The organism is Rhizobium hidalgonense, from assembly GCF_005862185.2.
Taxonomy (GTDB): Bacteria; Pseudomonadota; Alphaproteobacteria; order Rhizobiales; family Rhizobiaceae; genus Rhizobium; species Rhizobium hidalgonense.
The window spans coordinates 2,750,444-2,775,368 of sequence record NZ_CP054027.1 but is presented as its reverse complement, the minus strand read 5'-3'; the positions used below and the strand labels follow the sequence as shown (position 1 = coordinate 2,775,368).

Below are 24,925 nucleotides of genomic sequence, written 5' to 3'. Positions count from 1 at the left end.
TGACGCCGACGCCGCTCTCCGCTACTCGCCTGTGCAGGGGTCACCCCGGCCTCGCACCCGCAAGGAAACGCCCGTGCCCGCTCCCCACGATATCCTCGACAAATCGTATGACGCCTTCCTTTTCGACATGGACGGAACGCTGCTGAATTCCATCGCCGTCGTCGAACGCGTCTGGAGCGAGTGGGCAAGGCGCCACGGCTTCGAACCGGAAGTCTTCCTGAAGACGATCCACGGCATCCGCGCTTCCGACGTCATTCGCGGGCTCGGCCTGGCAGGCGTCGATCCGGCCCATGAGGCGGACCTGCTGCTCGCCGAGGAGATGGAGGATGTCTCAGGCATCGTTGAAATTCCCGGTGCCATCCGCTTCCTCTCCGCCATTGCCGACGGCAAATGGGCGATCGTCACCTCCGCACCGATCGAGCTCGCCAGACGCCGCATGGCTGCAGCCGGCATCCCGATGCCGACGGTCATCGTCAGCGGCCAGGAGGTCAAATCCGGTAAGCCCAGTCCCGAAGGCTATCTGCTCGGCGCCAGCCGCCTGGGTGTTGATCCCTCGAAATGCCTCGTTTTCGAAGACGCTGTCGCCGGCATCCTCGCGGGCGAGGCCGCCGGCGCCGATGTCACGGTCATTACCGAAACCCATGCCACCCCCTTCGAAACCCCGCATTTCTCCATCGCCAACTACCAGGCATGGCAGCCCGGCCAGACCGGCGAAGGCCAGTTGAAGCTCATCGCGATCTGACCAATCCGATAAACCACCTGCTTTTTGTCGGAGGCGAGTTTTTTCCGCTTGCATTGCACGCGCCGAAAAACTAAACGAAGCAAGCCGTTTCGGCAGGTCGGGGCGTAGCGCAGCCCGGTAGCGCACTTGACTGGGGGTCAAGGGGTCGCTGGTTCGAGTCCAGTCGCCCCGACCATTTATCCCCTTGAAATCCAGTCAGAACATCACGTTTCGTGTGGCGGCCGCTCTCGCGGTCAGTGCGGAGAACGGTGAATGTTCAGTGCGGTTTCTGGGCAATCGCGATCATCGATTTGGCCAGCAGCGGAATCCTCCCGACATATTCGAAGTCGACCTCTTCGAAACCTGTTTCGTGCAGAAGCGTGCTCAGCGTTCCCGGAGACCAGAATTTGATGTGGCCATGGTCCTTGAGAGGCATGAAATGGTCGTCCATCTTTCCGCTCACGGCCAAGGCCAGATTTTTCCAGTAACCGTGAAAAGGCGTCGACATGACCGCGATGCCGCCGGGCTTCACCAGGTCGTACATGGTGGCCGAGAATGCCTTGGGGTCATAAACGTGCTCCACGACCTCAAGGCTGATCACCGCATCGAAGGTGCCGTACCGGCTGGAGAGATCTTCGTAACCGGAGCCGATTTCCAGCGGCAGATCCGGGTGGGCCGTTCTCGCTTTTGCGATACCGTCCTCGGAGGGATCGACACCGATTACATCATAGCCCTTTCGGGCAAGCACGGCTGCAGCACCGCCGGCACCGCAACCAAGGTCGAAGACCGACGTTTCGTTTGCTTCCTGAAAACTATTCTCAAGAACATCGACAACAGCCGGCAAGATATAGGAATGGGCGGTCGCCGGTCTGGCATGCATATAGGTCGTTGCGTCTAGTTCGATAGACATTTTATCTCCTGGAGTAGTGAGGGAGTAGTGAGCCCGCCAGCCCAATAATACGCCACACAATGGTACAGCGGAGTTTGACGGCAGTGTGGTGTCGTTGTGGTATTAACGTGATTAGCGCCGAAGGCGCCCGCGGCAGGTGAGGGGCGCTGGTGATGGATGCGCGCGTTCGGCCGGGCTCACCTTCGTCTCACGAACGATGAGCGCCCATAGAAGATCTAGAATTTGACAGGGAGGCGGGAAGATGATGAAAACTGCCGCAATTCGGATTTCGTCTGCTCGGGCGGGGTGACCCGCCGTCGGTTCAACGCCGATAGCTGCGACCATTTGCAGCAAATAATGCAGTAAAATACCCTTCGATGGTGTGGAATCAAATAAATATATTAGTTCTTTTTGGCACGTCTCCAGTGACGCTAGGCGGTATTGGTTGCCTTTTGTTAAGACTATACCGAGATCGAATATGAAATACCCGATTTCAAATTTAAATAACGTGAAACCTCTTCGAATTCATGCGAATAGGTGTAGATTAAAAGCGTCCCTGTCACAAACAGCCTACTGCGAGCGCATGGCGGAAATGAAGCAGAATCTCACTTGCAGACAAGCCCTCGCCGGCGCATTCCAGGCTTTGTCCGACGAGGCCGTCAAGGCCGGCTGGCCGGAGGGCGATGTCGCCCTCGCGCTTGCTGAACTCGCCGAGGACCAGGTGATCGAGATGACCGCCAAGGTGATCACGGAAGGCTTTATTCACCCTCAGCTCGCCGCCAGCCGCCACAGCAGCTGATCTTATAGCAGCAATCCCGCCGTCTTCGCCGCAGCAATGAAGGAAGCCTGTGCGGCGCGCGGGCTGCGCAATCCATCGAGCGCATCCAGGCAGTGCTGGCGCGCAATGCGATAGTCGCGCTCGCGCTTCTTCGGCCATCGTTTCAAATACTCGACGGCTTCCCAAACGGTGGAAACGATTAGGCTGCGGTTTTGAGAAAAGACCCGGACGGGGGAGGGAAAGCGTATTTCACTCAACGTCGGTACTCGCTGATTCCTGCTGCAAACGCGCCTAAAACGCGCGGCACAAAATTTTGTTCCCTAATTTTGTTCTGTGGAAGTTTGCATAGTTGCTAAAGTTCGGCCCCTCGCGCATAATCATTTTTGCCGGTTGCGGAGGGCGGCCGGCAATGCAAGCGTGGATGCGTTTGCCCTCGGAGGGAATGCGGCGTGATGTTACGATCATCAATTCATCCGCATGATTTACCGCTGTTTTCGGAAGATCTCGATTTGCTTTCGCAGGTGCTCGACAAGGTCTGCGATGAGCGCGGCCTGGCCAGGACAACACCTGAGGCCGAGCGGATCGGTGCGGTCATCATTCAGCTCTACAGGCAGGGCGTGAAGGACGGCGGCAAGCTCGCCGATCTGGCAAAAACCTATCTCTGACGCTCAGTTCTGCTCGATCGAGACACCGTTGTTGCCGATGCTCATCGCGATCGCCTGCGCTTTGTTTTCCAGCGGTGAGGCCGATCGCATAGCTTCTAATCGTCGTTGGCGGCATTGAGGTTTTCCGGCCGGATCCCATCGTCGGTCATGGTGCGTGCTCGCAATCGGATGCCGGGGCCGCCTTCATCCTGATTGCCGCTCGACAGGAAGATGATGCCGTTCGCCTCGAGCGTGCTGCGCACATCGAACAGCGCGTGCGGTTCGCCCGCAAACTCGCCGTTTTCCAGCGCCGCGACGGTCTCGACCGGCAGGCCGCTTGCGGCGGCGAGCTCTTCGATACTCATTCCGATCATGGCGCGTGCGCCGCGTATCTGTGTGGCTGTTATCATGGCGGAAAATCTAGCGCATTTGCCGCACTTCTCAAGTGGCGCAGGCCGATCAAACCTCCTTCAATTTCACGCCGAACAGATCGTCGTGCATGCGCTCGACGGCGACCCCCATGCCTCCCATGAGGGCGGCCCGGTTGCCAAAGCGGCTTATCTCGATGCGCGGCGGATAAGGCGTGCAACGCGGCAGGAAATGTCGGATGGCGTCTACGAGTTCCGGTCTCGCGCCGATGCTGCCGCCGGTGATCACCAGTTCGGGATCGAGAGTTGCACCGATGGCGGCAATGGCGACCGCCACCAGTCTTGCCGTCTCGTCGATTGCGGCGACGGCGCTGGTCTCTCCCGCATTGAAGGCGACAAAGAGATCGGCGACGGTGGAAGCGTTACGCCCGCCGAAACCGGTGTAGCGGCGTAACATCGCGACGCTGCCGACCGCGCTCTCAAAGGTTCCAAGCGTAAACCCGCCGGGATCAAAAACATCGCCGCCGATCGGAAGATAGGCGATCTCGCCGGCCGCGCCACGCGCGCCGCGCAACAGAGCGCCATTGGCGATGATGCCCATGCCGACTCCCGTTCCGAGCGCAATGAAAGCAAAATTGCCGCTCTCGGCACCGTGTCCCCGCCATCGCTCTCCCTGCGCCGCGAGATTGACGTCGTTTTCGACGATCACCGGCATGCCCATTCTGTCGCTGAAGACCTGCCGCAGATTGATCGCGTCGATGCCGGGGATATTCGGCGCCACATTGATATGGCCGGTGGCCGGATCGAGCACGCCGGGACTGCCCAGAACGACGACACGGAGCTTGTCGGCGGTCGTTCCGGCAACAAGCGCGAGTTCAGAGATAAGGTCGCTGAACTGATTGACGAGATGCAACCCGCCGCGCGGGTCAGTGGCCACTTTGGTTTCGGCAACGATGTTGCCCAATAGATCGCAGATCGCCGCGTCGATCTTGGTGCCGCCGAGATCGATGGAGACGGCGAGACCAGCCCTCGCGTTGATTTCATAGGTAATGGCATTTCGGCCCGGGCGACCATCGGTCTGGCCCACAGGTTTCAGCCATCCAGCATCCTCGAGGTCGCGCACGACATCGGAAATCGTCTGCTTCGACAGTCCGGTCAGCTTGGCAATATCGGCGCGGGAGATCGACCCGTGGGCCAACACGGTCCGGATCACGGCATGGGTTGAGATTTTTCGCGCGATGGGAGTCTGGGCGGTAGAAAGTGTCGGTGCCATCCGGCTAGCTCGTTCCAATTAGTTCGGAGCATATACCTAATTAAGGGCCGATAATTGATCCACAGCGATCGGAAAAGGGAAGGCTGCAGTTCAATTGCGTCAGCTTACGGGATTTTAATACATGCAAGGCAGCAATTTGTCTATGTCCTTGACAAATGGGAGGTCGCCTGTAGGCTGATATCAACGTGCAATGAAATGCGCGACGAAACAAAGAGGTCGAGGACAAGTATGCGCCACCCGCATTGTCTGGATAGCCGCGCGCTCGCCAAGGTCGCTCGAAGAGGAGCAGGCCCCGGCTCGTCCCTCTATTTTTCGTTTTCGCGTTATGCAGCCTCTTCAACTTGGCTGTCGGGGTTTTATCCATGATAAAGCCCTTGACCGATGGACAGCTTTCCGCCGAACAAGGCGTTTTACTGCCTGTCATGGCGCCGCGGCTTCAGGCGGATGTTCATCCGGACGGATATGCTGATCTCGCTTTGTGGGGCGCCGGCAGTCTGGGGCGCGTGCGGTTTTCTGCCATCGCCGGCCCTTTTACCTATGCGCCGAACCGCATGGTCTCCAGGCATGGCGGCATATTCGTCGCGCAGTCGCTGCCGGCAATGCTGATCAGCGGCGTCCGCCTTCAAGGCCTATATCCGGCGCGTCGTTGCGCCTGGTGGCATGAGCCGGATGGGCAAGGCGAGAGGGTGCGGGTCACGCGGGACCAACATCGGCAGACTGCCGAAATGGGCTGGGGTGTGCTGATCGTGGACCTTCTCGGGTCCGATCTGCGCATTGCAGTCGGCGCCTCGAGAGACGAAGCCGAGAGGGCTCTCGCCCTCACCAGCGACGCGATCATTGCCGAAGCCGCCGAATATGTCGCGTGTTGCGATCTGGCGCCCGAGGCCGATCCGCTGATGCGCAGCATGGTCAGCCAGGGGATCCATGCCGCCCTTTCCAGCATCCGGCGCGAGGAAAACGGCGCCTTTGCCGGCCTTGCCGCGGGCCAGGCCTACAGCGCTCCGGCGCGGACCTATTACCGCGATGGCTATTGGACGATGCAGCCCCTCCTGACGCTTGCACCCGAGGCGGTGCGTGACGAGATCCGGCTGCTTGCCAAGGGGGTGCAGCCGGATGGAGAAGCCCCGAGCGGCGTGATCTTGACGGGGCCTGCGCAATCAGAGGCGTGGCAGCGCTTTGTCGAAGACAGCAAGGCCAATCCCAAAACCCATAAAAAGGCCGTTCCTGAATACCACAACCGTCCGCAAGACTGGTGGAGCGACCACTTCGACAGCCCGCTTTTCTTCATTCTTTTCATCGATGATTATTTCAGGGCAACGAAGGACCTGGCCGAGGTGCAGGCGCACTGGCCAACGGTCAGAGCCATTGCAGATCGTTATCTCGACCTGGCCGGTCCTGACAGCGTTCTTCCCGTGAAACCGCGCAATGACCGGGACTGGGCCGACAACGTCTATCGTGACGGGCTGGTCTCTTATGATCTCGGTCTTTTCGTCGGCGCCATGGATGCGGTGGCAAGGCTTGGCGACAGTCTTGATCCGACGCTTGCCGAACGCGCAGGCAGGACTGCACGTCTTGCCCGCCAGGAAATTGAGGCCAAGCTCTTCGTCCCGGCAACCGGTGGATATATCGACTATGGAACGCCTGCCGCCTTTGTCGAGGATCATCTGGCTCTCGACAGCCTGACCTTGTCGCGGTTCGACGCAATTTCAAAACAAAAGGCCGTTGGCTTGCTGAGAGCCTTTGAAAGCCAACTGGAAACGCGCAACAATCAGGAGCAGCCCTACGGCAGCTGGGGTGTGATGTGCGCCTACCCGCCATTCAAGCGGCCAAGCGATCTGCGATCCAAGACCGCGTTTCCCTACCGCTACCACAATGGCTCGGACTGGCCCTATTGGGATGGCGCCTATGCCGAAGAACGTCTTCGCCACGGACTTGGCGGCGCGCGCTACGCTCTGACGCGCTGGTGGGAAATCTGCCTCGACAATGGCTGGATGGGAGCGGTGGAATATTTCTCGCCGCCCTATGGGCGCGGCTCCCTGCTTCAGGGCTGGAGTGCCATGCCGGCAGCGGTCGTTTTGAAATATGGGCTTGACGCCGCAAATGCGGAGCCAATCTCATGAACATGGCGGCTCGGTCGGTTCTAGTCGGATCCTTGATCGATCCGCATGGCGAAGGCGACGGAGCCATCGCGTTCATGTTCGGAAAAGCCAAGATGACGGTAGAAACCTCTGGCGCGTTCGTTGTTTGGATCGACCCCGAGATGCACCGCTGCGACACCGTGATTGCGGAGCGCTTCAAGCTCGGTGCTGATCATCCTCCGTCCCCAGCCGCCGGCCTGAAGTCCGGGAAGGATGTTGATGTGAAGATGCGCCGGGTAGTCGTCTTGAAGCCACGTCGTTCCGCTGCGCGGATTTTGAATTCGTTCGATCACGTCCGCATCGCGCGGACGGCCGGGTGTCAGGCCGGCGATCTCCCGGCGGACGAACGGCCACCAGTTTGCTTGCAGGTCTTTGTCGAACCTGCTGGTATCGGGCACACCGACGACATAACCGACCGGCCGGTTGCCCTGAACCAGGACAAAGGCAAAGTCTCTGGCGAATTTGAGATAGGGTACCGACCAGATGTAACCGGGCAGATGCGGGTCGCTGTAAAGCGCACTGGCATCCTCGCCGCCATTGGCGGTTTTCAGGCAAATGTCGAAAAGAGCGTCGATATCGGCTTCAGTCGCCGGGCGGATGAAGCAGTTGCTGTCCATCGCTTTGCCACCTCCTGCGTGGCGCTTTGTCATTCTGGATCGCGAGAGGTGCCGATGCACTGACGATTACCTCAGATTCGCCGACCAGGCAAAGCTCTGGGGAAAGAAAACGTTCGGCCGGCGCCAGGTGCGAGGCTCGGATGGGGAGTGGAGAATAAACCAAATGAGGTGGAGCAGATGAAAAGAACCGTGAAATCGATCAGCATACTGCCAGCATACCGATTGAAAGCAGCTGTCGCGCTTGCCGGCGCGGCGCTTGTGAGTTTCGGTCTTTCCGCCGCCCGGGCCGACGATCTGGCCGTGTGGGACGACCAGACCTTCGAAGGCCAGAGCGCGGTCATCGAGCAACTGAACAAGGAGTTCGAAGCCGCCCATCCCGGTGTCACGATCAAACGCACTGCGCGCACCTTCGATGACATGAAGTTGACGCTGAAGCTTGCAGTTTCGGCAGGCGATGGTCCTGTTATCACCAAGGTGAACCAAGGCGCCGGCGACATGGGCGCAATGGTCAAGGAAGGATTGCTCCTGCCGGTTGACGAGTACATCCAGAAATATGGCTGGGATAAGCGGCAGTCGGAATCCGTGCTTGCCAGAGACCGCTGGGAAGGGACCAAATTCGGGGTCGGCAAGACCTACGGCATATCAGGTCTCGGCGAGATCGTCGGCCTTTACTACAATAAGAAGATCCTCGAGGACGCGGGCGTGACGCTGCCAAAGACCTTCGAGGAGCTTTTGGCCGATCTCGACAAGCTGAAGGAAAAAGGTGTTGCGCCCTTCATGATGGGGTCCGCCAAGCAGCATCTGGCCCTGCATATGATCGGCGCCATCGACCAGGCACATATCGACGCGGGCAATCGCGCCGAGCTTGACGACCTGATCTACGGCAAGGGCGGCTCTTGGAACACCAAAGGGAACATCGAATCGGCCAAACTCGTGCAGGAATGGGCGCAAGGCGGCTATTTCTATCCCGGCTTCGAAGGCATCTCGGGTGACGACGCCGTCCAGCTTTTCATCTCGGGGCAGGGCGCCTTCCTGATCTCCGGAACCTGGTACTTCGGAGACATGCAAAACAATCCGGATATCGGCTTCATGGCCATTCCCGCTCCGAAGGGTGTCGCCAAACCCATGAGCGTTGGCGGCGTGGATCTGGCCTGGGCAATCACGAGCCTTGCTAAAGACAAGGCGAAGCAGGACCTGGCCGGCGAGTACATCGACTATATGGTGTCCGAAAAGGCCGCTGAAAGCTGGGCCGCCGCAGGTTATCTCCCGGCAACATCGCTGCCGGCGGATGCAAAGCCCAAGCTCACGCCGCTCCTGACCTCCGGCATCGAGATGTGGAAGACGCTCAATGCCAACGATGCGCTCGGCCATTACCCCGATTGGTCGAGCCCGACGATGCTGAAGACAATCGACGACAACACGCCACTTCTCTTGTCCGGCAAGATCACGCCCGAAGCCTTTGTCGATGCCATGGACAAGGACTATCAGGCGTATTTGAAGGATAAGAAATAAGACGCGCGGACGCCGGTCACGACTGCCCATTCGGCGGTCCGACCGGTGTCCTGTTCATCATATGAAAATGAACGTTGCGAGCTCACGGCTTGCTGCGCGATGACCAGAGCTTTGGCTTCATGGGGTACTGGATGAAACGTTCCGCACTGGATGGCCCGCAACAGACCAATTTCATCTATTTATTGCCTGGATTGCTGCTTTATACGGCTTTTGTCTTTGGGCCGATTGTCGCGGCCTTGGGTTTGAGCCTGACCAGTTGGGACGGCTTGACCATGCCCAGATGGGTTGGCCTCGGCAATTACGCCGATCTCTTTTCCGACAGCCGTTTCTACATTGCCTTGCGTAACAATGCCGAGCTGATGATCTTCTACTGCGTCCTGCCGCTCGTGTTCGGCATCACGCTTGCTGCCTGTGTGTGGAATCTGAAGCAACGCGAGCAGCTCGCCCTCAGAACGTTCCTGTTCCTGCCTTACATCATGCCGACGGCCGTGTTGGGCATCATCTGGGCATGGCTCTACAATCCGGCATTCGGCCCGTTCAACCAGTTTCTGAGAGCGGTCGGATTGGGCAGGTTCGCATTGCCCTGGCTCGGAGATTTCAATTTTGTGCTTCCCGCAGTCGGGACCGTTGCCACCTGGTATTTCTTCGGTTTTTGCATGGTCATCTTCCTGACCGGAATTCAGCGCATTGACCCGTCGCTTTTCGACGCTGCCAAGGTCGACGGCGCGTCGGGGCGAAAGACCTTTTTCTGGATAACGCTGCCGCTTCTCATGCCTGAGATAAGGGTGGTTCTGCTGCTGACGGTGATCGCCTCGATCAAGAGCTTCGACCTGATTTTCACGATGACCCGGGGTGGACCCGCCAACGCGACGCTCGTGCCGAATATTTACATGTACCAGCTCGGCTTCGAGCTCAATCGGTTCGGCGCTGCCGCCGCCATCGCCATTGTCGGCGCCTTGCTGACTTTCGCAATCAACTATGCAATTCACCGGCTGGTGGGCTCGAGAAGCAAAGGATTGGCTTGATGGGCCGCTCGTCGAATATCCCCGCCGCGCTCTTCCTCCGCATCGTGCTCTGGCTTCTTGCTTTCGTAACGATCATCCCGTTCCTGCTCCTGTTGCTGACCTCGATAAAGAGCAAGGCTGACGTTCTGAAAGGCGCATTCGCCCTCCCGGCCTATCCGCATTTCGAAAATTATGTCGATGCCTGGAATGCCGGGCATTTCAACATTTACTTCTGGAATTCAATCGTCGTCGTCATCCCCGTGGTGGCCGCAAGCGTCTTCTTGGGCCTGCTGACCGGTTTTGCCTTCGCCTACCTGTCATTTCCGTTCCGGCGCTCGCTGTTCGCCATCCTGACGCTCGGCATGATGGTGCCGGCGGAAGCCTTCATCATCCCGCTTTATTACGAAATGCGCTATCTTGGGCTGATCAATACCTATGCAGCCCTCATCGTGCCGCAGATCGCCATGTCGATACCCTTCTCAACGATCTTCCTCGCCAGTGCTATGCAGCAACTGCCGGAGGAGGTTCTCGAAGCGGCAGTCCTCGATGGCGCCGGACGCCTTCATATCCTGCGCAAGATCGTTATCCCGCTGATGATACCGGCCATGTCGACGCTGGCGCTCTTCCTGTTCATCTGGACCTGGAACGAATTTCTCATTCCGTTCATTCTGGTCAATGACGACGCCTATCGGACGCTGCCGCTCGGCATGCTGTTTTTCCAGGGGCGTTACACCGTGAATACGCCGGTGCTGACCGCCGGCGCGGTGATCGTGATCTTCCCCCTCATCCTGACCTATCTGGTTTTCCAGCGGCGATTTATTGCCGGCTTGACGGCAGGCGCGACGAAATAAGCAGCTACGGCCTCCGGCCGCGCTTGTGGCGCATCTCCAGCGCCGCAGGCGCTATTGCCTCTGGCCGCGCTTATGGCGCACTTCTAGCGCTGCGCAGCCCCAGACGGTGCCGAGGAGCAGATAGACATGGCGCCAGTGGTCGATATCGATGACGTTGCCGATGGTCGCATGGCCGAGGACCGAGATCCAGGCGATCATCAGAAAGGGCTGCCACGGCCGGTCGAGCAACAGGTATCGGAAGCCGAGCGCGAGCGTCCAGACAAGCATGCCGACATAGCTGACGAAGCCGAGCCAGCCATAGGTGGTGAGTGATTTCAGCCAGATATTGTGCTCGTCCTCGGGAAACATCGTGCCGAACACCAGCGGGCCGATGCCGAGCGGACGCTCCATCATCATGGTGAAGCCGATCCGGTGGCGCTCGAAGCGGCCGAGATGTTCGCCGTCATATTGCTGCACCAGCTGAGCGCGCGCCGAAAACAGTTCGGCGACCTTCGGGATTTGCAGCGCCACCAGCAGCGAGGCGACCAGCATGATGATAGCCGCCAGCGACAGCACCAGGACTCGCAGGCGAAAGGCGCCACTGCGCTCCTTCAGCAGCATGATGAAAATCAACAGCACCACGCCGAGGGCGAAGAGCCCCCAGGCAGCGCGGGAAAAGGACAGGAAGATGCCGAGCGCCAGCACGAGCAGGGCGAGAGCCTTCAACGGCGATTTCTTCAGGTCGCCCACCAGGATGCCATGGACGAGATAGAGCGATGGCGGCACGAGAAAGGGACCGAAGACGTTCGGGTCCTGGAAGGCGCCCTTGGCGCGGTCATAGAGCGTGAAGATCTCAGCGCCCGGAAAGGCGTGGAAATAGCCGAGTATGCCGAGTGCAGAAGTGGCGACGGCGGCGAAGGTCCAGGCGTTGAAGATCAGCGGCAGCCGCTTGTGGCTGTCCTCGATGATGGCGGCGTAGAAGACCGCCGTCAGCGCCAGGAAGGTCGACACGGCGATATACATCGGCCCGGTCGCCAGATCCTTCATCTGCGTCAGCGACAGCATGCCGCCGATGTTGAAGGTGAGCAGCAGCGCAAGCAGCGGTGCGACGCCGCGCGAAATCCTGAGGCCGAGGATGAACCAGAGGCCGATCAGTCCCGCCATCCAGAGTTCGTAGGGCGCCGGCTCGTCGATCACGAAACCGGAGAGGAAGACGCCGAAGGCGACGAAGGCCGAGCCGATCAGGCGCAGCGCCATCCGCTGCGGCTGGGCGACACGGGGATATGTCGCCTCGATCGCGCTCAATAGGCGTTTTCCGTGTTGAGCAGCCGGATCGGCGTCAGGAACAGGATCTTGAGATCGAACCAGAGCGACCAGTTCTCGATGTAATAGAGGTCGTAGGCGGTGCGGAATTTGATCTTCTCGTCATTGTCCACCTCGCCGCGCCAGCCATTGATCTGCGCCCAGCCGGTGACCCCGGGCTTGACGCGGTGGCGGGCGAAATACCCCTCGACGACATCGGAAAAGGCGCGATCGCGGGCCTGGGCGAGCACGGCATGCGGGCGCGGGCCGACCAGCGAAAGTTCGCCTCTCAGCACGTTGAAAAGCTGTGGCAATTCGTCGATCGAGCTCTTGCGGATGATACGGCCGACGCGGGTGACACGCGGATCGGCCTTGGTCACCGCGGCCTTGCCTGTGGGGTCGGCCATATTGGTGTACATCGAGCGGAATTTGAAGATGTTGATGATTTCGTTGTTGAAGCCATGCCGCTTCTGCATGAAGAAAACAGGGCCTTCGGAGGTCGCCTTGATGGCGATCGCCGTCGCCACCATCACCGGCCAGAGCAGGGCCAGCGCGACAAGGGTGAAGAAGATATCGAAGCCGCGCTTGGCGACCGAATCCCAGTCGCGGATCGGCATCTTGAAAATGTCGAGCATCGGCACCGAGCCGACATGTGAATAGGCGCGCGGCCGGAAGCGCAGCCGGTTGGCATGCGCGGCAAGGCGGATGTCGACCGGCAACACCCAGAGTTTCTTCAAGAGGTCGTAGATACGCGCCTCGGCTGAAAGCGGCAGGGCGATGATCAGCATGTCGATGCGTGTCAGCCGCACGAATTCGACCAGTTCGGCCACAGTGCCGAGCTTCGGATAGCCGGCGACCATGATCGGCGAGCGTTTTTCGCCGCGATCGTCGAAGATGCCGCAGATGCGGATGTCGTTGTCATCCTGCTGTTCGAGGATGCGGATCAGCTCCTTGGCCGGCTCGCCGCCGCCGACGATGACGGCGCGGCGCTCCATGATGCCGTTGCGCGCCCAGTTGCGGATGCCGTAGGCGACGAGGAAACGCTCGGCCGCAAGGAAGAGAGCGCCGGCCGTAAACCAGGGCATATAGGCGTCGACGACCATCGCCCATGTGGTGCCGCGAACCAGCGCGAACAGGCCGACGGTCAAGAGAATCGCGATCGTCCACGACGCCAGGATGCGCGGGATCGGGCGCAGTTTGGCCCGAAGCGCCGGAATGGTATAGGTGTCGGCAAGCTGCAGGCCGATGACGGTCAAGGCCGAGGCGACCGCTGCCATGCCGGCCCGCACCAGCGATGAATCGTAGCCGTCGCCGGGCCAAAAATAGTGGGCGATCAGGGCGATCGAAAAGAGCGCCAGGAATTCCAGCAGCCGCAATTGCCCGATGATAATCACAGGCGAATTGGTTCCGTCGCGGAACTGTTCGGCGATCTGCCGGGCATAGGGGTTGATTTCGGTCGGGTCGGACGGTTTTTCCTGACCCGCGTCGCCGCGCGCATCGATGTCGGAGACCTGCTTGCGCAGTGCTTCCACGTCGAATTGATCGCCTTTTTCCAGCTTGTTCATGGGGCTTTTCGCTCGTTGTCACCCAGCGAAGTAGCAGAAAGCCCCTAAGAAAGATTTACGGGGCGGCGGGCATTGCTCGGCCGGCAGTGGGATCGACGAGCTCGTGGTACAATTTCAGGACATCGCGCGCCATGACGGCGGAGGAAAACACCGCCTTCACCGCCTCGGGCTTCGGCATCGTCCTGGCGTGCCAGTCGGGCGTGCTCAGCGTTTCCGCCATGACGCGGGCGAGATCGTCGGAATTGCCGGCCTCCACCAGGGCTGCGCTGTCGGGGCCGAGCACCTCGGGAATGCCGCCGACACGGCTGGCGATGATCGTCTTGCCGGCCCCGAGCCCCTCGAGCACGATATAGGGCATGGCTTCGGCGCGCGAGGGAACGACGAGGTTCTGCGCCATGGAGAAGGCTTCTTGGACCCGCATCGCCGGCAGCATGCCGATGCGTTTGCCGAGGCCGCGTTCGACCATCATCTCGCGGTAGCGGTCGCGATCCGGCCCGTCGCCGATCATCAGCGCCGATAGCGGCCTGCCGAGCAACCGTTCGGTCTTGGCGAAGGCATCTACAAACAGATCGGGACCCTTGAGGTCCCGTAGCATGCCCACATAGATGAAATGCACGGCATCCGACCGGGTGGGGATCAGCTCGAAATCGCGCTCGGCGATGCCGTTATAGATCAGTCTCGTCTTCGTCCGCGGCTTGCCCACCTTGCGCGCATAGGTGTCGCGCTCATACTCGCAGATGAAAACCAGCGCATCGGTGAAATATTCCTGCAGGCGCTCCATCCTGAGGACGAACTGTCCACCGAGCGAGGAACGCGAATAATGCAGGCTTCCGCCATGCGCGGTATAGAGGCGGGCTACGCGATACCTGTTCACCCGCAGAGCTGAGCCGGCAAGTCGCGCGAGCACGCCGCCCTTGGCGCCGTGTCCGTGCAGCACATCCGGCCGCAAACTTTTGATTTTCTTGTATGTATCCCACATCGTCGCCAGGTCGGACGGGCTGATCGAACGCCGGATCGGCACGCGTGTCAGGCCGAGCGAGAGATAGGGACGGATATCGTCGAACAGGCTGTCCTCATACTCGCCGCCGGTCGAGCTGTCGCAGAGGATGCCGACATGATGACCGGCCCTGCTGTGCTCCTCGACCAGATCGCGGACATGGCGGAAAATTCCGCCGACCGGCGATCTGAAGCAATGGAGAATGCGGAGCGGCTTCTGTGTTGCCATCGCTCAGAACAGCCGTTCGCGAACGTAGATCGTGTCGCCGGCGATGATCGGCCCCGATATGTTGATGCGGCCGGTCAGCACCTGTCCGTTGATCTTGCGGGTGACGTCGACCATGCTCTGGTTGGCGCGGCTGGTAAAGCCGCCGGCAACCGCGATGGCATTCTGTACGGTCATGCCGGGGACATAGGCATACTGGCCGGGCTGGCCGACTTCACCCATCAGGAAGATCGAACGATAGCGATCGACATCGATGGTGACGTCGGGATCGCGAAGATAGCCCTGCTGCAGTTTCTGGGCGATCTGCCCCGAGAGTTGCTGTAGGGTTCGGCCGCGGGCAGGGACCTGGCCGATGAGCGGGAAGGCGATATAACCGGCCTGATCCACGGTGTAGGTGTTGGTCAGGCTCTGCTGGTCGAAGACGGTAACGCGCAGCCGGTCGCCGCTATCCAGCGTATAGGGCTGGATGGTCGCCTCGTTAAAGGCTTTCGGTGCCGGTTTGTACGTCGTGCAGCCGCCCAATGCTGCCGTCATGGCTGCAAGGCTCAGGGCCAGAAGGATCTTGGGCTGGACGACAGACATCCGTTCGTGCTCACAGAAAATGAACTTGGTAGAGCCGTTATCGATCCGTTAGGGTTAATGCCCGGTAAAGGCCGCTGGCAATTTCCCGCGCTCCATCACCGAAGTTGCTCATTGCTCGGCAAGATTGCCATTAACCGTTGAGTTACCATGGTCGTTTACGCTTGCGGCACCTTTGTTGTGGAGTAAGAGCATGTCCGGCGTAGCGCGTGATCAGGATGTGGACATCGACCTCGGCCAGCTGGTCCGCGCCGTCTGGGCGCGCCGTCTGCGGATTTTGACGATTACCCTCATAGGGGCGGGCGTCGCCTTTGCCGGCGCCAAGATCATGTCGCCGCAATATCGCAGTGAAACACGCATCCTGATTGAACCCCGCGCGCCCGCCTTCGCCAGCACCCAGCAGGTCAATGACGCCGGCGCCGGCCCGCTGATGGATGAACTGAATATCGCCAGCCAGGTGCAGCTGCTGCAATCGGCCGATCTCCTCAAGAAGGTCATCAACGACCTGAAGCTTTATAACCTGCCGGAATTCGACGATGCCGCCAACGGCTCTGCAATGAGCAGCATCCTGGTAAAGCTGCATTTGAAGAAGAACCCGCTGGAAAATCCGCCGGAAGAGCGGGTGATCGATGCCTTCGTCGAACGCCTGCAGGTCTACCAGGTGCCTGGTTCACGCGTCATCGGCATCAGTTTCACCTCGAAGGATCCGAAGCTCGCTGCCGCTATTCCGAACGCTATGGCGAATGTCTATCTGTCGACCCAGAGCGGCGCCAAGCTCGATTCCAATTCGGAAGCGACGCGCTGGCTGGAGCCGGAGATCGAAGGTCTGCGCCGCAAGGTCAGCGAAGCCGAGAAGAAAGTTGCCGAATACCGCACCTCCCACGGGCTGTTGCAGACCAATGGCACGACCACCTTTCCGGCCCAGCAGCTGAACGATATCTCCGCCGAGTTGACCCGCGTGCGCGGCGACAAGGCCAATGCCGAGGCGAGGGCGCAAGCGGTGCGCAATGCGCTGTCTTCGGGCGAGGCCTCCGATACGCTGCCCGACATCATGTCCTCTCAGGCGATCCAGCGGCTGAAAGCGACGGAATCCGGCCTGCAGTCGCAGATCTCGGATCTGCAGACCAGCCTTCTCAACAATCATCCGCGGCTGAAAAGCCTGCGGGCCCAGCTCGCCGACATCCGCACCCAGATCCGTCAGGAAACGCAGAAGATTCTGACGAGCATCGAGAACGAGTCCAAGGTCGCGGATCTCCGCGCCAGCGAGCTCGAGCGCCAGTCGGACACGGTGCAGGCCAACAGCGCCCGCGCCGGTGAGGACGAGGTCGGCCTCAATGCGCTGGAGCGCGAGGCGACGGCCCAGCGCCAGCTGCTCGAAACCTATCTGGTGCGCTACCGCGAGGCCGCTTCCCGCGCCGACAGCAATTCGAGCCCGGCCGATGCGCGTATCGTTTCCAAGGCCATCGAGCCGGTCGATCCCTATTTCCCCAAGGTGGTGCCGATCGTCATCGTCGCTGCCGTCGCGACTTTGATCTTGAGCGCCATCGTCACCATGCTGGCCGAACTGTTCAGCGGCCGAGCGCTCCGGCCGCTCGATGGGGCTCGTGAGACGATGGAGGCGGAAACCCTTGTCGAGGAGAGGCATGCGCCGCAGGCCGCTCCGGTTGTCGCTGCCGTCAGAAAGCCCATCCAGCCGAGCATGCTCGCCATTGTCGGCGATGAAGACGAACAGGACGCGATCGAAGACAGCGAGGCCGCCGAGCAGCCGCTGCAGGACGAGAATGAATTCTCCGTCGCCTCCGTTGCGGATTATCTGACGGGCAGCCGCGCACCGCTGGCCATCGCGATATCTCCGACCGGTGACAACGGCTCGGCGGCAACGGTTTTGCTGACCCGCATGCTCGCCGATGCCGGCCGCCGCGTCATCCTGATCGACATGACCGGTTCCGGTTATCCCACAGAACTGATGGCCGAAGACCAGGCCGCTCCTGGCGTCACCGATCTCTTGTGCGGCGAGGCCGCCTTCGGCGACACGATCCACAGCGATCGTCTGTCCGATGCCCATCTGATCCCGCAGGGCCAGAGCGACGTTCGCCGCGCCATGCGCGGGGTCGACCGGCTATCGCTGCTGCTCGATGCGCTGGCCGCCGCCTATGACCTCGTGGTGGTCGAATGCGGTTCGGCCGATGTCGCCGGCGTCTCGCGGCTGACGCGCAGCCGGGATGTCGAGATCATCCTCTCCCTTCCTGAGGTCGAGGAGACGATCTTCGTCGCCCTGATGACGGAATTCCAGGCTGCGGGCTACGAACGCGTCGTGCTGATGTCGGGCGGCGACGGGGCCGAGCAGACGCTCGGTCAGGCGGCATAAAATTCAAAGATTTAAGGCGTATCGCTTCAATCGCTCAGCCGAACCGTGCCCGGATACCCTGGGCGAATTTGTAGAGCTTCGGGCGCGCCTTGATATGCGCCTTGCCGCGGGTGACGATCCGGTGCGCCGCACCGGCGGCGACGCCGAACGGCGAGACGGGCAGGACCACGTCGTAATGCGCGGTCTCCACCGGCGCCCAGGACCGTTTGTAGGTCTGGTCGCCGAGGCCGAAATCGAACAGCGCCACACCCTTGCCATGCAGTCCCGATATGGTCTGCCAATAGAGGAATTCGCCGGGGCTGGTATCCGGCACGAGCTCTTCATCGATCGCGCCGAACTGGCAGATGATGTGGTCGCCCTTGCGCGAAATCCCTGAAATCGCGGCGATCCGCTCTTCGTGCCCGCCGTTGAGCCGCAGCACATGCATCTGCAGCCCAAAATATCGGTTGGCATCATCTAGCTTGTCGATAAGGCCATGCAGGAAGGCTTGGGTCTCCCTGTCGGCGAAGACGTCGGGCAGGCCGAGGCTGGCGAAGCGGGCGCTCTTCAGCCGGAAGAAGATATCGAGCAGGCGGTGCTGCTCCGCCAAAGTCTCGGGGATGACGTATTCGACGCCGCCGGCCGCCTCGAGGCGTTTCGACTGAACACGGAATTTCTTGCGCCGGTTCTTGGCATTGAGCTGCTTCAGCGTGTCCTCGAAGCTGGAGAGGAACGGCAGCTGGTAGGCATGATTCTGGTTCTGCACCATCGGCAGGCCCGCAAGCGGGCTGTGACGCCCGCGCCATTCCAGCGGAATGTTCTGCAGCAGCAGCAGATCGGCGCGGCTCTTCAGCGCCTGCTGGAGCCGGCCGGCGAAGTCGCGAGGATCGATGCTCCCACCAGTTTCAGCAAAGCCTTCCGAGAACAGCCCGGTATTGATGTTGCTGTGATCGGCGGCGATGAATTTTGCGACGGCGAGCCCACGAGACTTGACGATTTCGACCGGCAGAATGAAAGCCGTCTCTCCGGCATAGGTGCCTTTGAGGATCGCCAGCGGCCGCTGAAAGGCGCTCACCCAGGCGGCGCACCAGTCATAGCTCTGATGCAGGGACTGGAGATTGTCGCGCTCCAGCGCCCGCCAGTCGTTCTCCAACGGCTGCATTGCGTCGAAGACTTCGATATGGACTTCGGCCATGGCGAGTTTCATGCTCAGCTGACGCAGGCGTGAAATGGCCGTTTGGGCCAGCGCCCCGTCCTTCGACGGCTGTTCATGAACATCGAGCTTTTGCGTCTGCACGGCTTTTCTCCGGTCAAGAATGCTGAGCGGGAAGGTAGGAATGCAGGACGTATATTTGGTTTATTCGCAGGCGAGGGGCGAGGTTTTCCACCGATCACGGTTATTCGGCCGTTAATGGCCTATTGCTGCCGCGGTCCGGCCATCCATTTGATGATCACCATCGCCGGCAGGACCCAGAGCAGACCGGTGAGCAGGAAATAGAGCAGATGCCCCCACCAGGGCGCGTTACCGAGCGTTGCCACCGCGATCGTATTCGCCACCAGCGCATAGACCAGCACGAGCACGATGATGAGGATCGTGCCGATGAATTTGCGGAGGCGGACGGGCATCAATTATCTCTCGGCGGGAACGGGACGAACCGGCGCGACGGCATGCCGCAAAGGTTCGGGGCTTGTTTTGCATGAGCCGGTGGGGCAAATCAACTGCCGGATAGAAGGAGACATCATGGCCGTCGCAAACCCGACCACGGAACAGGCGATTCTCAGCGAAGTGCGCAAGCAGAACCGCGACCGCCGCGCCTTGCGCTTCTGGCTTGGTTTCGTGCTTTTGGCGCTCTTCTGTCTCGTGCTGGTCGGCGGCGCCACGCGCCTGACCAATTCCGGCCTGTCTATCACCGAATGGAAGCCGATCCACGGCGTCATCCCGCCGCTGTCGGCTGCCGAATGGGAGGAGGAATTCCGCCTCTACCAGCGCATTCCGGAATTTGAGCAATTGAACAGCTCCATGACCGTCGATGAGTTCAAGGGCATCTTCTGGTGGGAATGGGCGCACCGGCTGATCGCCCGCGGCATCGGCGTGATCTTCGCGCTGCCGCTCCTCTATTTCTGGCTGACGGGGCGGATCGAAAAGCGGCTGCGCTGGCCGCTTCTGGGCATCTTGGCGCTCGGCGGCCTGCAGGGTTTCATCGGCTGGTGGATGGTATCGTCAGGCCTCTCCGTGCGCACCGACGTCAGCCAGTACCGGCTGGCGACGCACCTCGTCATGGCCTGCCTGATCTTTGCCGGCTGCATGTGGATCATGCGCGGTCTCTCGCCACATTCGGATGATCCGGCGCCGGCCCGCAACTCGCGCGGTTTTGCTGCCATAATTGCCATTTTCGCGCTGTTTCAGATCTATCTCGGCGCACTGGTGGCCGGGCTCGACGCCGGTTTTTCCTACAATACCTGGCCGCTGATGGACGGCGCCGTCATCCCGTCGGATCTGCTGATCCAGCAGCCCTTCTGGATCAATGCCTTCGAGAACCCGAAGACGGTGCAGTTCATCCACCGCATCGGCGCCTATACGCTCTTCGCATTGACGTTGATCAATATGGTGATCGCGCTTCGCGCCGCAGCCTGGACCACTCATGCCCGCCGCGCCGTCGTGCTCTTTGCGCTGGTGACGCTGCAGGCGGCGATCGGCATCGCCACGCTGCTGATGCAGGTGCCGCTTCACTGGGGCCTGCTGCATCAGGCCGGCGCCCTGGCGGTTTTCGGTTTCGCCGTCGCCAACTGGCGCGGCTTTTACGGCGAATACCCGCACGGGACGGCAATTGCCGAGCAAGATTGAGCGCCAGACGATGGGATCGGGCTCTAACGCAGCACCCCATCGAGCAGCGGCATGCCGATGATCGCCGCAGCGGCGATCAGGATATAGCAGGCGATGCGGAAGGTCCGCTCCTCGGCAAGCCCGAAGAGTTTGGAGCCACCGTAGAGCCCGATCGCATAACTTGGCAGGATGACGACGGTGAGCGCGAAGACGGCAGGCACGAACAGTCCGCCGAAATAATAGCTGATGGCGCTGAACACCGACGAGATCGAGAAATAGAGGACGACATTGGCCCTGACGCGTGTGAAGTCGCTCTTGCCGCCAAGCCAGTAGGCGACGACAGGCGGCCCGCCGAGCTGTGCTGCGCCGCTGAAAAGCCCGGCGATCAGGCCGACGCCGCTGGTGAGCGGTGCGGACGCCTCCCCATGGTAACGCCATCCCGAGACCAGCAGCGCAAGCAGGCAGATGGCGATGATGGTGATACTCCAGCGCAAGAGCAGCGGGTCGAGAAACGCCAGTATCGCCGTGCCGGCCGGCACGCCGAGCGCAGCGCCTGCCGCCATGACGAAAACTTCTCGCCGGTTTGCGCCGCGCCAGGCCGGCGGGATCATCCCGAGTGACGCAATGCCGTCGATGACGAGCAGGATCGGTGAGATAAGTTTTGGGCCGACGATCGCGCCGCCAAGCGGAACGAAGATCAGTGCGGCGCCGAAGCCCGAAAAGCCGCGGGCGAGCCCGGCGATGAAGGCAAAGGCCATCAGCGCGTAGACGCCATGGTCGGGCAGGGCGGCGGCAAACCAGGCGTGCACGCCGGCGATAAGCGCATCGAGCGTCATGATGTCAGGAGGCGAGCATCAGGTCCATGTTCTGCACGGCGGCCCCCGAGGCGCCCTTGCCGAGATTGTCGAGCAGCGCCACCAGATTGACTTGCGAAGCGCCTGATGTGCCGAAGACGAAGAGCTTCATCGTGTCCTTGCCTTCGAGTTCGACGGCGTTGACACGGGGCAGGGCCTTGCTTTCGGCAAGCGGCACGACGGTGACGATGTCCTGTCCGGCATAATGGGCGGCGAGGGCGGCATGGATGCTTTCCATCGTCGTGCCCTCGGCAAGATCGCCGAGATGCAGCGGCACCTGCACGATCATGCCCTGCGCGAACTTGCCGACCGATGGCGAGAAGATCGGGGCGCGGTCGAGCAGGCCATGCACGGTCATTTCAGGCACATGTTTATGGGTGAGCGGCAGGCCGTAGAGGAAATGCGGCGCGGTGATCGCATCCGGGTGACCGGGATTTTCCATCTGCGCGATCATCTGCTTGCCGCCGCCGGTATAACCGGAGACCGCGTTGACCGTCACCGGATAACCGTCCGGCAGGATGCCGGCCGCGCGCAGCGGCCGGATAAGACCAATCGCGCCCGTCGGATAGCAGCCGGGGTTGGCGACGAAACGGGCGGCCTTGATCCTGTCGGCCTGCGCGCCGTCCATTTCGGCAAAGCCATAGGCCCAGCCCGGATTGACGCGGAAAGCGGTCGAGGTGTCGATGACACGGACGTTGTTGTTGCCCGAAACCATCTGAACCGCTTCCTTGGAGGCGTCGTCGGGCAGGCAGAGAATGGCGATGTCGGCGCCGTTCAGCATGTCCTCGCGCATGGCGGCGTTGCGCCGCTCGGCCTCGGGAATGGACAGAAGCTCGACATCGCGGCGGCCGGCCATGCGCGTGCGGATCTGCAGACCCGTCGTGCCGTGTTCGCCGTCGATGAAGATTTTCGGTGCCATGTTAACCTGCGCTTTCAATGAGTTCAGAAGATTTCCGGATTCACTTTGAGATGATAAGTCAGCCTTGTGACACGGCGATGGCGTGTCGCTCGGCATGAAGGCCAAGCATATACATCGCCACTGTTGCCCCCGCAATGGCGGTGATATCGGCATGGTCGTAGGGCGGCGATACCTCGACGATATCGGCGCCGCGGATATCGAGTTGGTGCAGGCGCTGCAGCACCGAGAGGATCTTGGCGCTCGACGGGCCGCCGGCAACCGGCGTGCCGGTACCCGGCGCAAAGGCCGGATCGAGGCAATCGATATCGAAGGTCAGATAGGCAGGCGCACCGCGGGTGTGGGAGATGATCGCCGAAGCGATATCGCCGGCACTCATCTCCTCGACCTGATGGCCGTAGAGAATATTGACTCCGCAATCCTCCGGCGCATGGGTGCGGATGCCGATCTGGATCGAGCGGTCGGGATCGATGATGCCCTCGCGGACGGCGCGGGCCACGAAGGAGCCGTGGTCGATGCGCCGGTCTTCGTCGAACCAGGTATCCTGGTGGGCATCGAATTGCACAAGGGCAAGCGGCCCATGTTTTGCCGCGTGGGCTTTCAGCAGCGGCCAGGTGATGTAGTGATCGCCGCCGAGCGTCAGCAGGAAGGCGCCGCTGTCGAGGATGGCGTTCGCCTGGCGTTCGATGGCCGCGGGCGTATCCTGGTGATTGCCGTAGTCGAGCAGGCAGTCGCCGTAGTCGATCACCGCCATCTCGGTAAAGAGATCGCGGTTGAACGGATATTGCGGATCATTGTCGAAGATCGCCGAAGCCCGGCGGATTGCCTGCGGCCCGAAGCGTGTGCCTGGCCGGTTCGAGGTCGCGGCATCGAAGGGAATGCCCCAGACGGCAACGTCGACGCCGGCAAGCTCCTTGGTGAAGCGGCGGCGCATGAAAGACAGCGCTCCGGCAAAGGTCGGGTCGCCGGCGGCGGAGGTAAGGCTGGTCGCCGTGAAGGCGTGGTCAATCGATCTGTTCGCCAAGTCATGCTCCATTTTTCGGGTCGCAGATCCACGGTCGCGTTCGATGCGGACGCTGCATTGCAAGGCGCCATTCGACGCCGGGCGGACGGCCGGTCTCACGCGAAGGAAATGGCGATCCGCTCACGCGCAGAAAGGGGTAGGCGAGGCGCGGGCAGATTTCAAGCAATCGTTCGGATGACGGCCGCTCGTCGTCACCGAGCGACCGTCCTTCTGCCTATCAGGCCGGTCCTCGCAGGGACCACAATCCAGAAAGCGTCGTCAGCGCCGTCACGCAGATATAGCCGACGAGCGGCCAGGCGCTGTCGCCGCCGAGCAGAAGCACGAACACGGTTCCGGCAAAGCCGACGATGATGCTCTCAACGCAGAAATACAACGCGACCGCGGTGCCTGCCGTATTGCCGAAGGCGTCGAGCGCGCCGTTGGCGGTGACTGCCGTCGCAAGGGCGATGCCTATCGCGATGACCCACATCGGCACGACGAAGCTCATCAGGGAAGGCTGCAGAAACAACTCTCCGAAGGTAAGTAGAATGGCGCCGAGAAGCAGTATCGCCATGCCTCTGGCAAGGCTGCCTGCAATGCCCCAGCGCATGATGAAGTCTCTGGCGAACCGCGCTGTCACGATCATCACGAGCGCCACCGTGGCGAAGACGAGGCTGAAGCCGATACCGGAGAAACCGGCCTTACCGATCAGGATACGGGGCGCCGTCGAGAAGAAGATGAAGAAGGCGCCCATCGCGGCGCTGAAGCCTGATGTATAGACCCAGAAGGGAAAGCTGGTGAGGATCGGGCGGACAGCGATCTTCGCGGTGGCGTTGGGGCGGGTTTCATGCCAGCGCTTACCGGCGTTGAAAAGGGCGGCAACCGATAGCAGGCCGAGGACCAGGAAGATGGCGCGCCAGCCGAAATGATCGGCGATCAAGGCTCCGGCGATCGGGCCCAAAGCAGGCACGAAGGAGAGGATAGAGCCGAGAAGGCCATAGATGGTGCTGCTTTCGGGACGCCCGGCGTAAACGTCACGCACGGTTGCGAAGGTTGCGACGAGCGCTGCCGAGGCGCCGATGGCCTGCAGCAATCGTAGCACCACGAAGAGCGATGCCGACGAGGAGCCGGCAAGCAGCAAGGAGGAAATGGCAAAGAGTGCCGTTCCTGCGAGCAGCACGGGTCGTCGTCCGACAAGATCGGACATCGGGCCGAAGACGATCTGCCCGGCGCCCAGCACCAGCATATAGAGGCTGAGGGTCAGCTGGATGACTTCAGGTGAGGTGCCGAGTGCCTTCGGCATAACAGGCACAACCGGCAGATAGATATCCATGGCGAGGGAGGCCAGGATGTCGAAAGGCGCCATCAACGCCAAGGCTGCTGGCACCGAATAGGTCCAGCGCTGAATTTTTGGATAAGACATGGGAAAGAACCCGCTCAAATGATTTCATTCGGCGGCGATCTGTCTCATCAGTATCGGGATTGGCCAGACAGACGCCGCAACAACAGGGCAGTTGTTGCGGCCTATTTGTCTGCGGA

General features: G+C 61.0%; 24 protein-coding genes and 1 tRNA gene. 10 read left to right on the top strand and 15 right to left on the bottom strand.

From position 1 onward, the window contains the following. The first annotated feature begins 73 nt into the window (after window positions 1-73). Together FFM81_RS13390 and FFM81_RS13385 are read left to right on the top strand one after the other, a co-directional pair. Window positions 74-742, top strand: coding sequence for an HAD family hydrolase (locus tag FFM81_RS13390; protein ID WP_003574008.1), 669 nt, complete (start codon window positions 74-76; stop codon window positions 740-742). Window positions 743-840: 98 nt separating this feature from the next. Continuing rightward, a tRNA-Pro gene (locus tag FFM81_RS13385) sits at window positions 841-917 on the top strand. Between the two features lie 81 nt (window positions 918-998). Here the strand turns inward: FFM81_RS13385 and FFM81_RS13380 are convergent. Continuing rightward, window positions 999-1,631, bottom strand: a complete 633-nt coding sequence (locus FFM81_RS13380) for a class I SAM-dependent methyltransferase (RefSeq protein ID WP_003574006.1) — start codon at window positions 1,629-1,631, stop codon at window positions 999-1,001. 562 nt (window positions 1,632-2,193) lie between these two features. On the opposite strand from FFM81_RS13380, the gene FFM81_RS13375 reads away from it, so the two are divergent. After that, a complete protein-coding gene (locus FFM81_RS13375; RefSeq protein WP_025415852.1) occupies window positions 2,194-2,409 on the top strand; it encodes a hypothetical protein in 216 nt (71 codons plus the stop codon). A gap of 2 nt (window positions 2,410-2,411) precedes the next feature. Here the strand turns inward: FFM81_RS13375 and FFM81_RS13370 are convergent, their stop codons facing one another. Then, window positions 2,412-2,645 (bottom strand): DUF982 domain-containing protein, encoded by a 234-nt coding sequence (locus tag FFM81_RS13370; protein ID WP_003574002.1) that lies wholly within the window; start codon window positions 2,643-2,645, stop codon window positions 2,412-2,414. A gap of 195 nt (window positions 2,646-2,840) precedes the next feature. On the opposite strand from FFM81_RS13370, the gene FFM81_RS13365 reads away from it, so the two are divergent. Beyond that, window positions 2,841-3,053 (top strand): hypothetical protein, encoded by a 213-nt coding sequence (locus tag FFM81_RS13365; RefSeq protein WP_029872887.1) that lies wholly within the window; start codon window positions 2,841-2,843, stop codon window positions 3,051-3,053. A 95-nt stretch (window positions 3,054-3,148) separates the two neighbouring features. Here FFM81_RS13365 and FFM81_RS13360 read toward each other — a convergent pair whose 3' ends face one another. Both FFM81_RS13360 and FFM81_RS13355 read right to left on the bottom strand, forming a co-directional pair. After that, window positions 3,149-3,442, bottom strand: a complete 294-nt coding sequence (locus FFM81_RS13360) for a helix-turn-helix domain-containing protein (RefSeq protein WP_003574000.1) — start codon at window positions 3,440-3,442, stop codon at window positions 3,149-3,151. Between the two features lie 49 nt (window positions 3,443-3,491). After that, window positions 3,492-4,673 (bottom strand): ROK family transcriptional regulator, encoded by a 1,182-nt coding sequence (locus tag FFM81_RS13355; RefSeq protein ID WP_128398472.1) that lies wholly within the window; start codon window positions 4,671-4,673, stop codon window positions 3,492-3,494. Window positions 4,674-5,035: 362 nt separating this feature from the next. On the opposite strand from FFM81_RS13355, the gene FFM81_RS13350 reads away from it, so the two are divergent. After that, a complete protein-coding gene (locus FFM81_RS13350) occupies window positions 5,036-6,793 on the top strand; it encodes a glucosidase family protein (RefSeq protein ID WP_138384842.1) in 1,758 nt (585 codons plus the stop codon). Between the two features lie 20 nt (window positions 6,794-6,813). Here FFM81_RS13350 and FFM81_RS13345 read toward each other — a convergent pair whose 3' ends face one another. Then, a complete protein-coding gene (locus FFM81_RS13345) occupies window positions 6,814-7,428 on the bottom strand; it encodes a GNAT family N-acetyltransferase (RefSeq protein WP_003573994.1) in 615 nt (204 codons plus the stop codon). Window positions 7,429-7,605: 177 nt separating this feature from the next. Between FFM81_RS13345 and FFM81_RS13340 the strand changes: the two genes are divergently transcribed. The 3 genes from FFM81_RS13340 to FFM81_RS13330 all read left to right on the top strand — a co-directional run bounded on the left by FFM81_RS13340 (window position 7,606) and on the right by FFM81_RS13330 (window position 10,795). Further along, window positions 7,606-8,940: an extracellular solute-binding protein gene (locus tag FFM81_RS13340; RefSeq protein ID WP_138384843.1), complete on the top strand. Its 1,335-nt coding sequence runs from the start codon at window positions 7,606-7,608 to the stop codon at window positions 8,938-8,940. 131 nt (window positions 8,941-9,071) lie between these two features. After that, window positions 9,072-9,965 (top strand): carbohydrate ABC transporter permease, encoded by an 894-nt coding sequence (locus tag FFM81_RS13335; RefSeq protein WP_138384881.1) that lies wholly within the window; start codon window positions 9,072-9,074, stop codon window positions 9,963-9,965. Then, window positions 9,965-10,795: a carbohydrate ABC transporter permease gene (locus FFM81_RS13330; protein WP_003573990.1), complete on the top strand. Its 831-nt coding sequence runs from the start codon at window positions 9,965-9,967 to the stop codon at window positions 10,793-10,795. The genes FFM81_RS13335 and FFM81_RS13330 overlap by 1 nt, the downstream gene beginning before the upstream one ends. A 51-nt stretch (window positions 10,796-10,846) precedes the next feature. On the opposite strand, the gene FFM81_RS13325 is transcribed toward FFM81_RS13330, so the two are convergent. Genes FFM81_RS13325 through FFM81_RS13310 form a run of 4 tightly spaced genes read right to left on the bottom strand, consistent with a single transcriptional unit; the run spans window position 10,847 to window position 15,445 of the window. Next, the gene (locus tag FFM81_RS13325) at window positions 10,847-12,079 is read right to left on the bottom strand and encodes an O-antigen ligase family protein (RefSeq protein WP_128398474.1); all 1,233 of its coding nucleotides are present in this window, start codon (window positions 12,077-12,079) and stop codon (window positions 10,847-10,849) included. After that, window positions 12,076-13,641 carry an undecaprenyl-phosphate glucose phosphotransferase gene (locus FFM81_RS13320; protein ID WP_138384844.1) on the bottom strand — a complete coding sequence of 522 codons (1,566 nt, stop codon included), beginning with the start codon at window positions 13,639-13,641 and terminating at the stop codon, window positions 12,076-12,078. Before FFM81_RS13320 ends, FFM81_RS13325 begins: the two co-directional genes overlap by 4 nt. Before the next feature lie 55 nt (window positions 13,642-13,696). Further along, the gene (locus FFM81_RS13315; protein ID WP_138384845.1) at window positions 13,697-14,866 is read right to left on the bottom strand and encodes a glycosyltransferase family 4 protein; all 1,170 of its coding nucleotides are present in this window, start codon (window positions 14,864-14,866) and stop codon (window positions 13,697-13,699) included. Between the two features lie 3 nt (window positions 14,867-14,869). Beyond that, entirely contained in the window at window positions 14,870-15,445 is a 576-nt protein-coding gene (locus FFM81_RS13310; RefSeq protein ID WP_003573986.1) for a polysaccharide biosynthesis/export family protein, read from the bottom strand. A 190-nt stretch (window positions 15,446-15,635) separates the two neighbouring features. Between FFM81_RS13310 and FFM81_RS13305 the strand changes: the two genes are divergently transcribed. Next, complete coding sequence (locus tag FFM81_RS13305) at window positions 15,636-17,810, top strand: GumC family protein (RefSeq protein ID WP_138384846.1); 2,175 nt, start codon at window positions 15,636-15,638, stop codon at window positions 17,808-17,810. Between the two features lie 34 nt (window positions 17,811-17,844). Here FFM81_RS13305 and FFM81_RS13300 read toward each other — a convergent pair whose 3' ends face one another. Continuing rightward, window positions 17,845-19,086, bottom strand: coding sequence for a GNAT family N-acetyltransferase (locus FFM81_RS13300; protein WP_128398477.1), 1,242 nt, complete (start codon window positions 19,084-19,086; stop codon window positions 17,845-17,847). Between the two features lie 119 nt (window positions 19,087-19,205). Next, a complete protein-coding gene (locus FFM81_RS13295; RefSeq protein ID WP_003573983.1) occupies window positions 19,206-19,415 on the bottom strand; it encodes a DUF2842 domain-containing protein in 210 nt (69 codons plus the stop codon). A 115-nt stretch (window positions 19,416-19,530) separates the two neighbouring features. Between FFM81_RS13295 and FFM81_RS13290 the strand changes: the two genes are divergently transcribed. Then, a complete protein-coding gene (locus tag FFM81_RS13290) occupies window positions 19,531-20,634 on the top strand; it encodes a COX15/CtaA family protein (RefSeq protein WP_138384847.1) in 1,104 nt (367 codons plus the stop codon). Window positions 20,635-20,657: 23 nt separating this feature from the next. Here the strand turns inward: FFM81_RS13290 and FFM81_RS13285 are convergent, their stop codons facing one another. From FFM81_RS13285 to cml, 4 genes are all read right to left on the bottom strand, one after another. Continuing rightward, window positions 20,658-21,449, bottom strand: a complete 792-nt coding sequence (locus FFM81_RS13285) for a sulfite exporter TauE/SafE family protein (RefSeq protein WP_138384848.1) — start codon at window positions 21,447-21,449, stop codon at window positions 20,658-20,660. Window positions 21,450-21,453: 4 nt separating this feature from the next. Continuing rightward, complete coding sequence (argC, locus tag FFM81_RS13280; RefSeq protein ID WP_003573980.1) at window positions 21,454-22,386, bottom strand: N-acetyl-gamma-glutamyl-phosphate reductase; 933 nt, start codon at window positions 22,384-22,386, stop codon at window positions 21,454-21,456. 58 nt (window positions 22,387-22,444) lie between these two features. Beyond that, window positions 22,445-23,407, bottom strand: a complete 963-nt coding sequence (gene speB, locus FFM81_RS13275) for an agmatinase (protein ID WP_003573978.1) — start codon at window positions 23,405-23,407, stop codon at window positions 22,445-22,447. 217 nt (window positions 23,408-23,624) lie between these two features. Then, window positions 23,625-24,809: a CmlA/FloR family chloramphenicol efflux MFS transporter gene (gene cml / locus FFM81_RS13270; protein WP_138384849.1), complete on the bottom strand. Its 1,185-nt coding sequence runs from the start codon at window positions 24,807-24,809 to the stop codon at window positions 23,625-23,627. Between the last annotated feature and the right edge of the window lie 116 nt (window positions 24,810-24,925).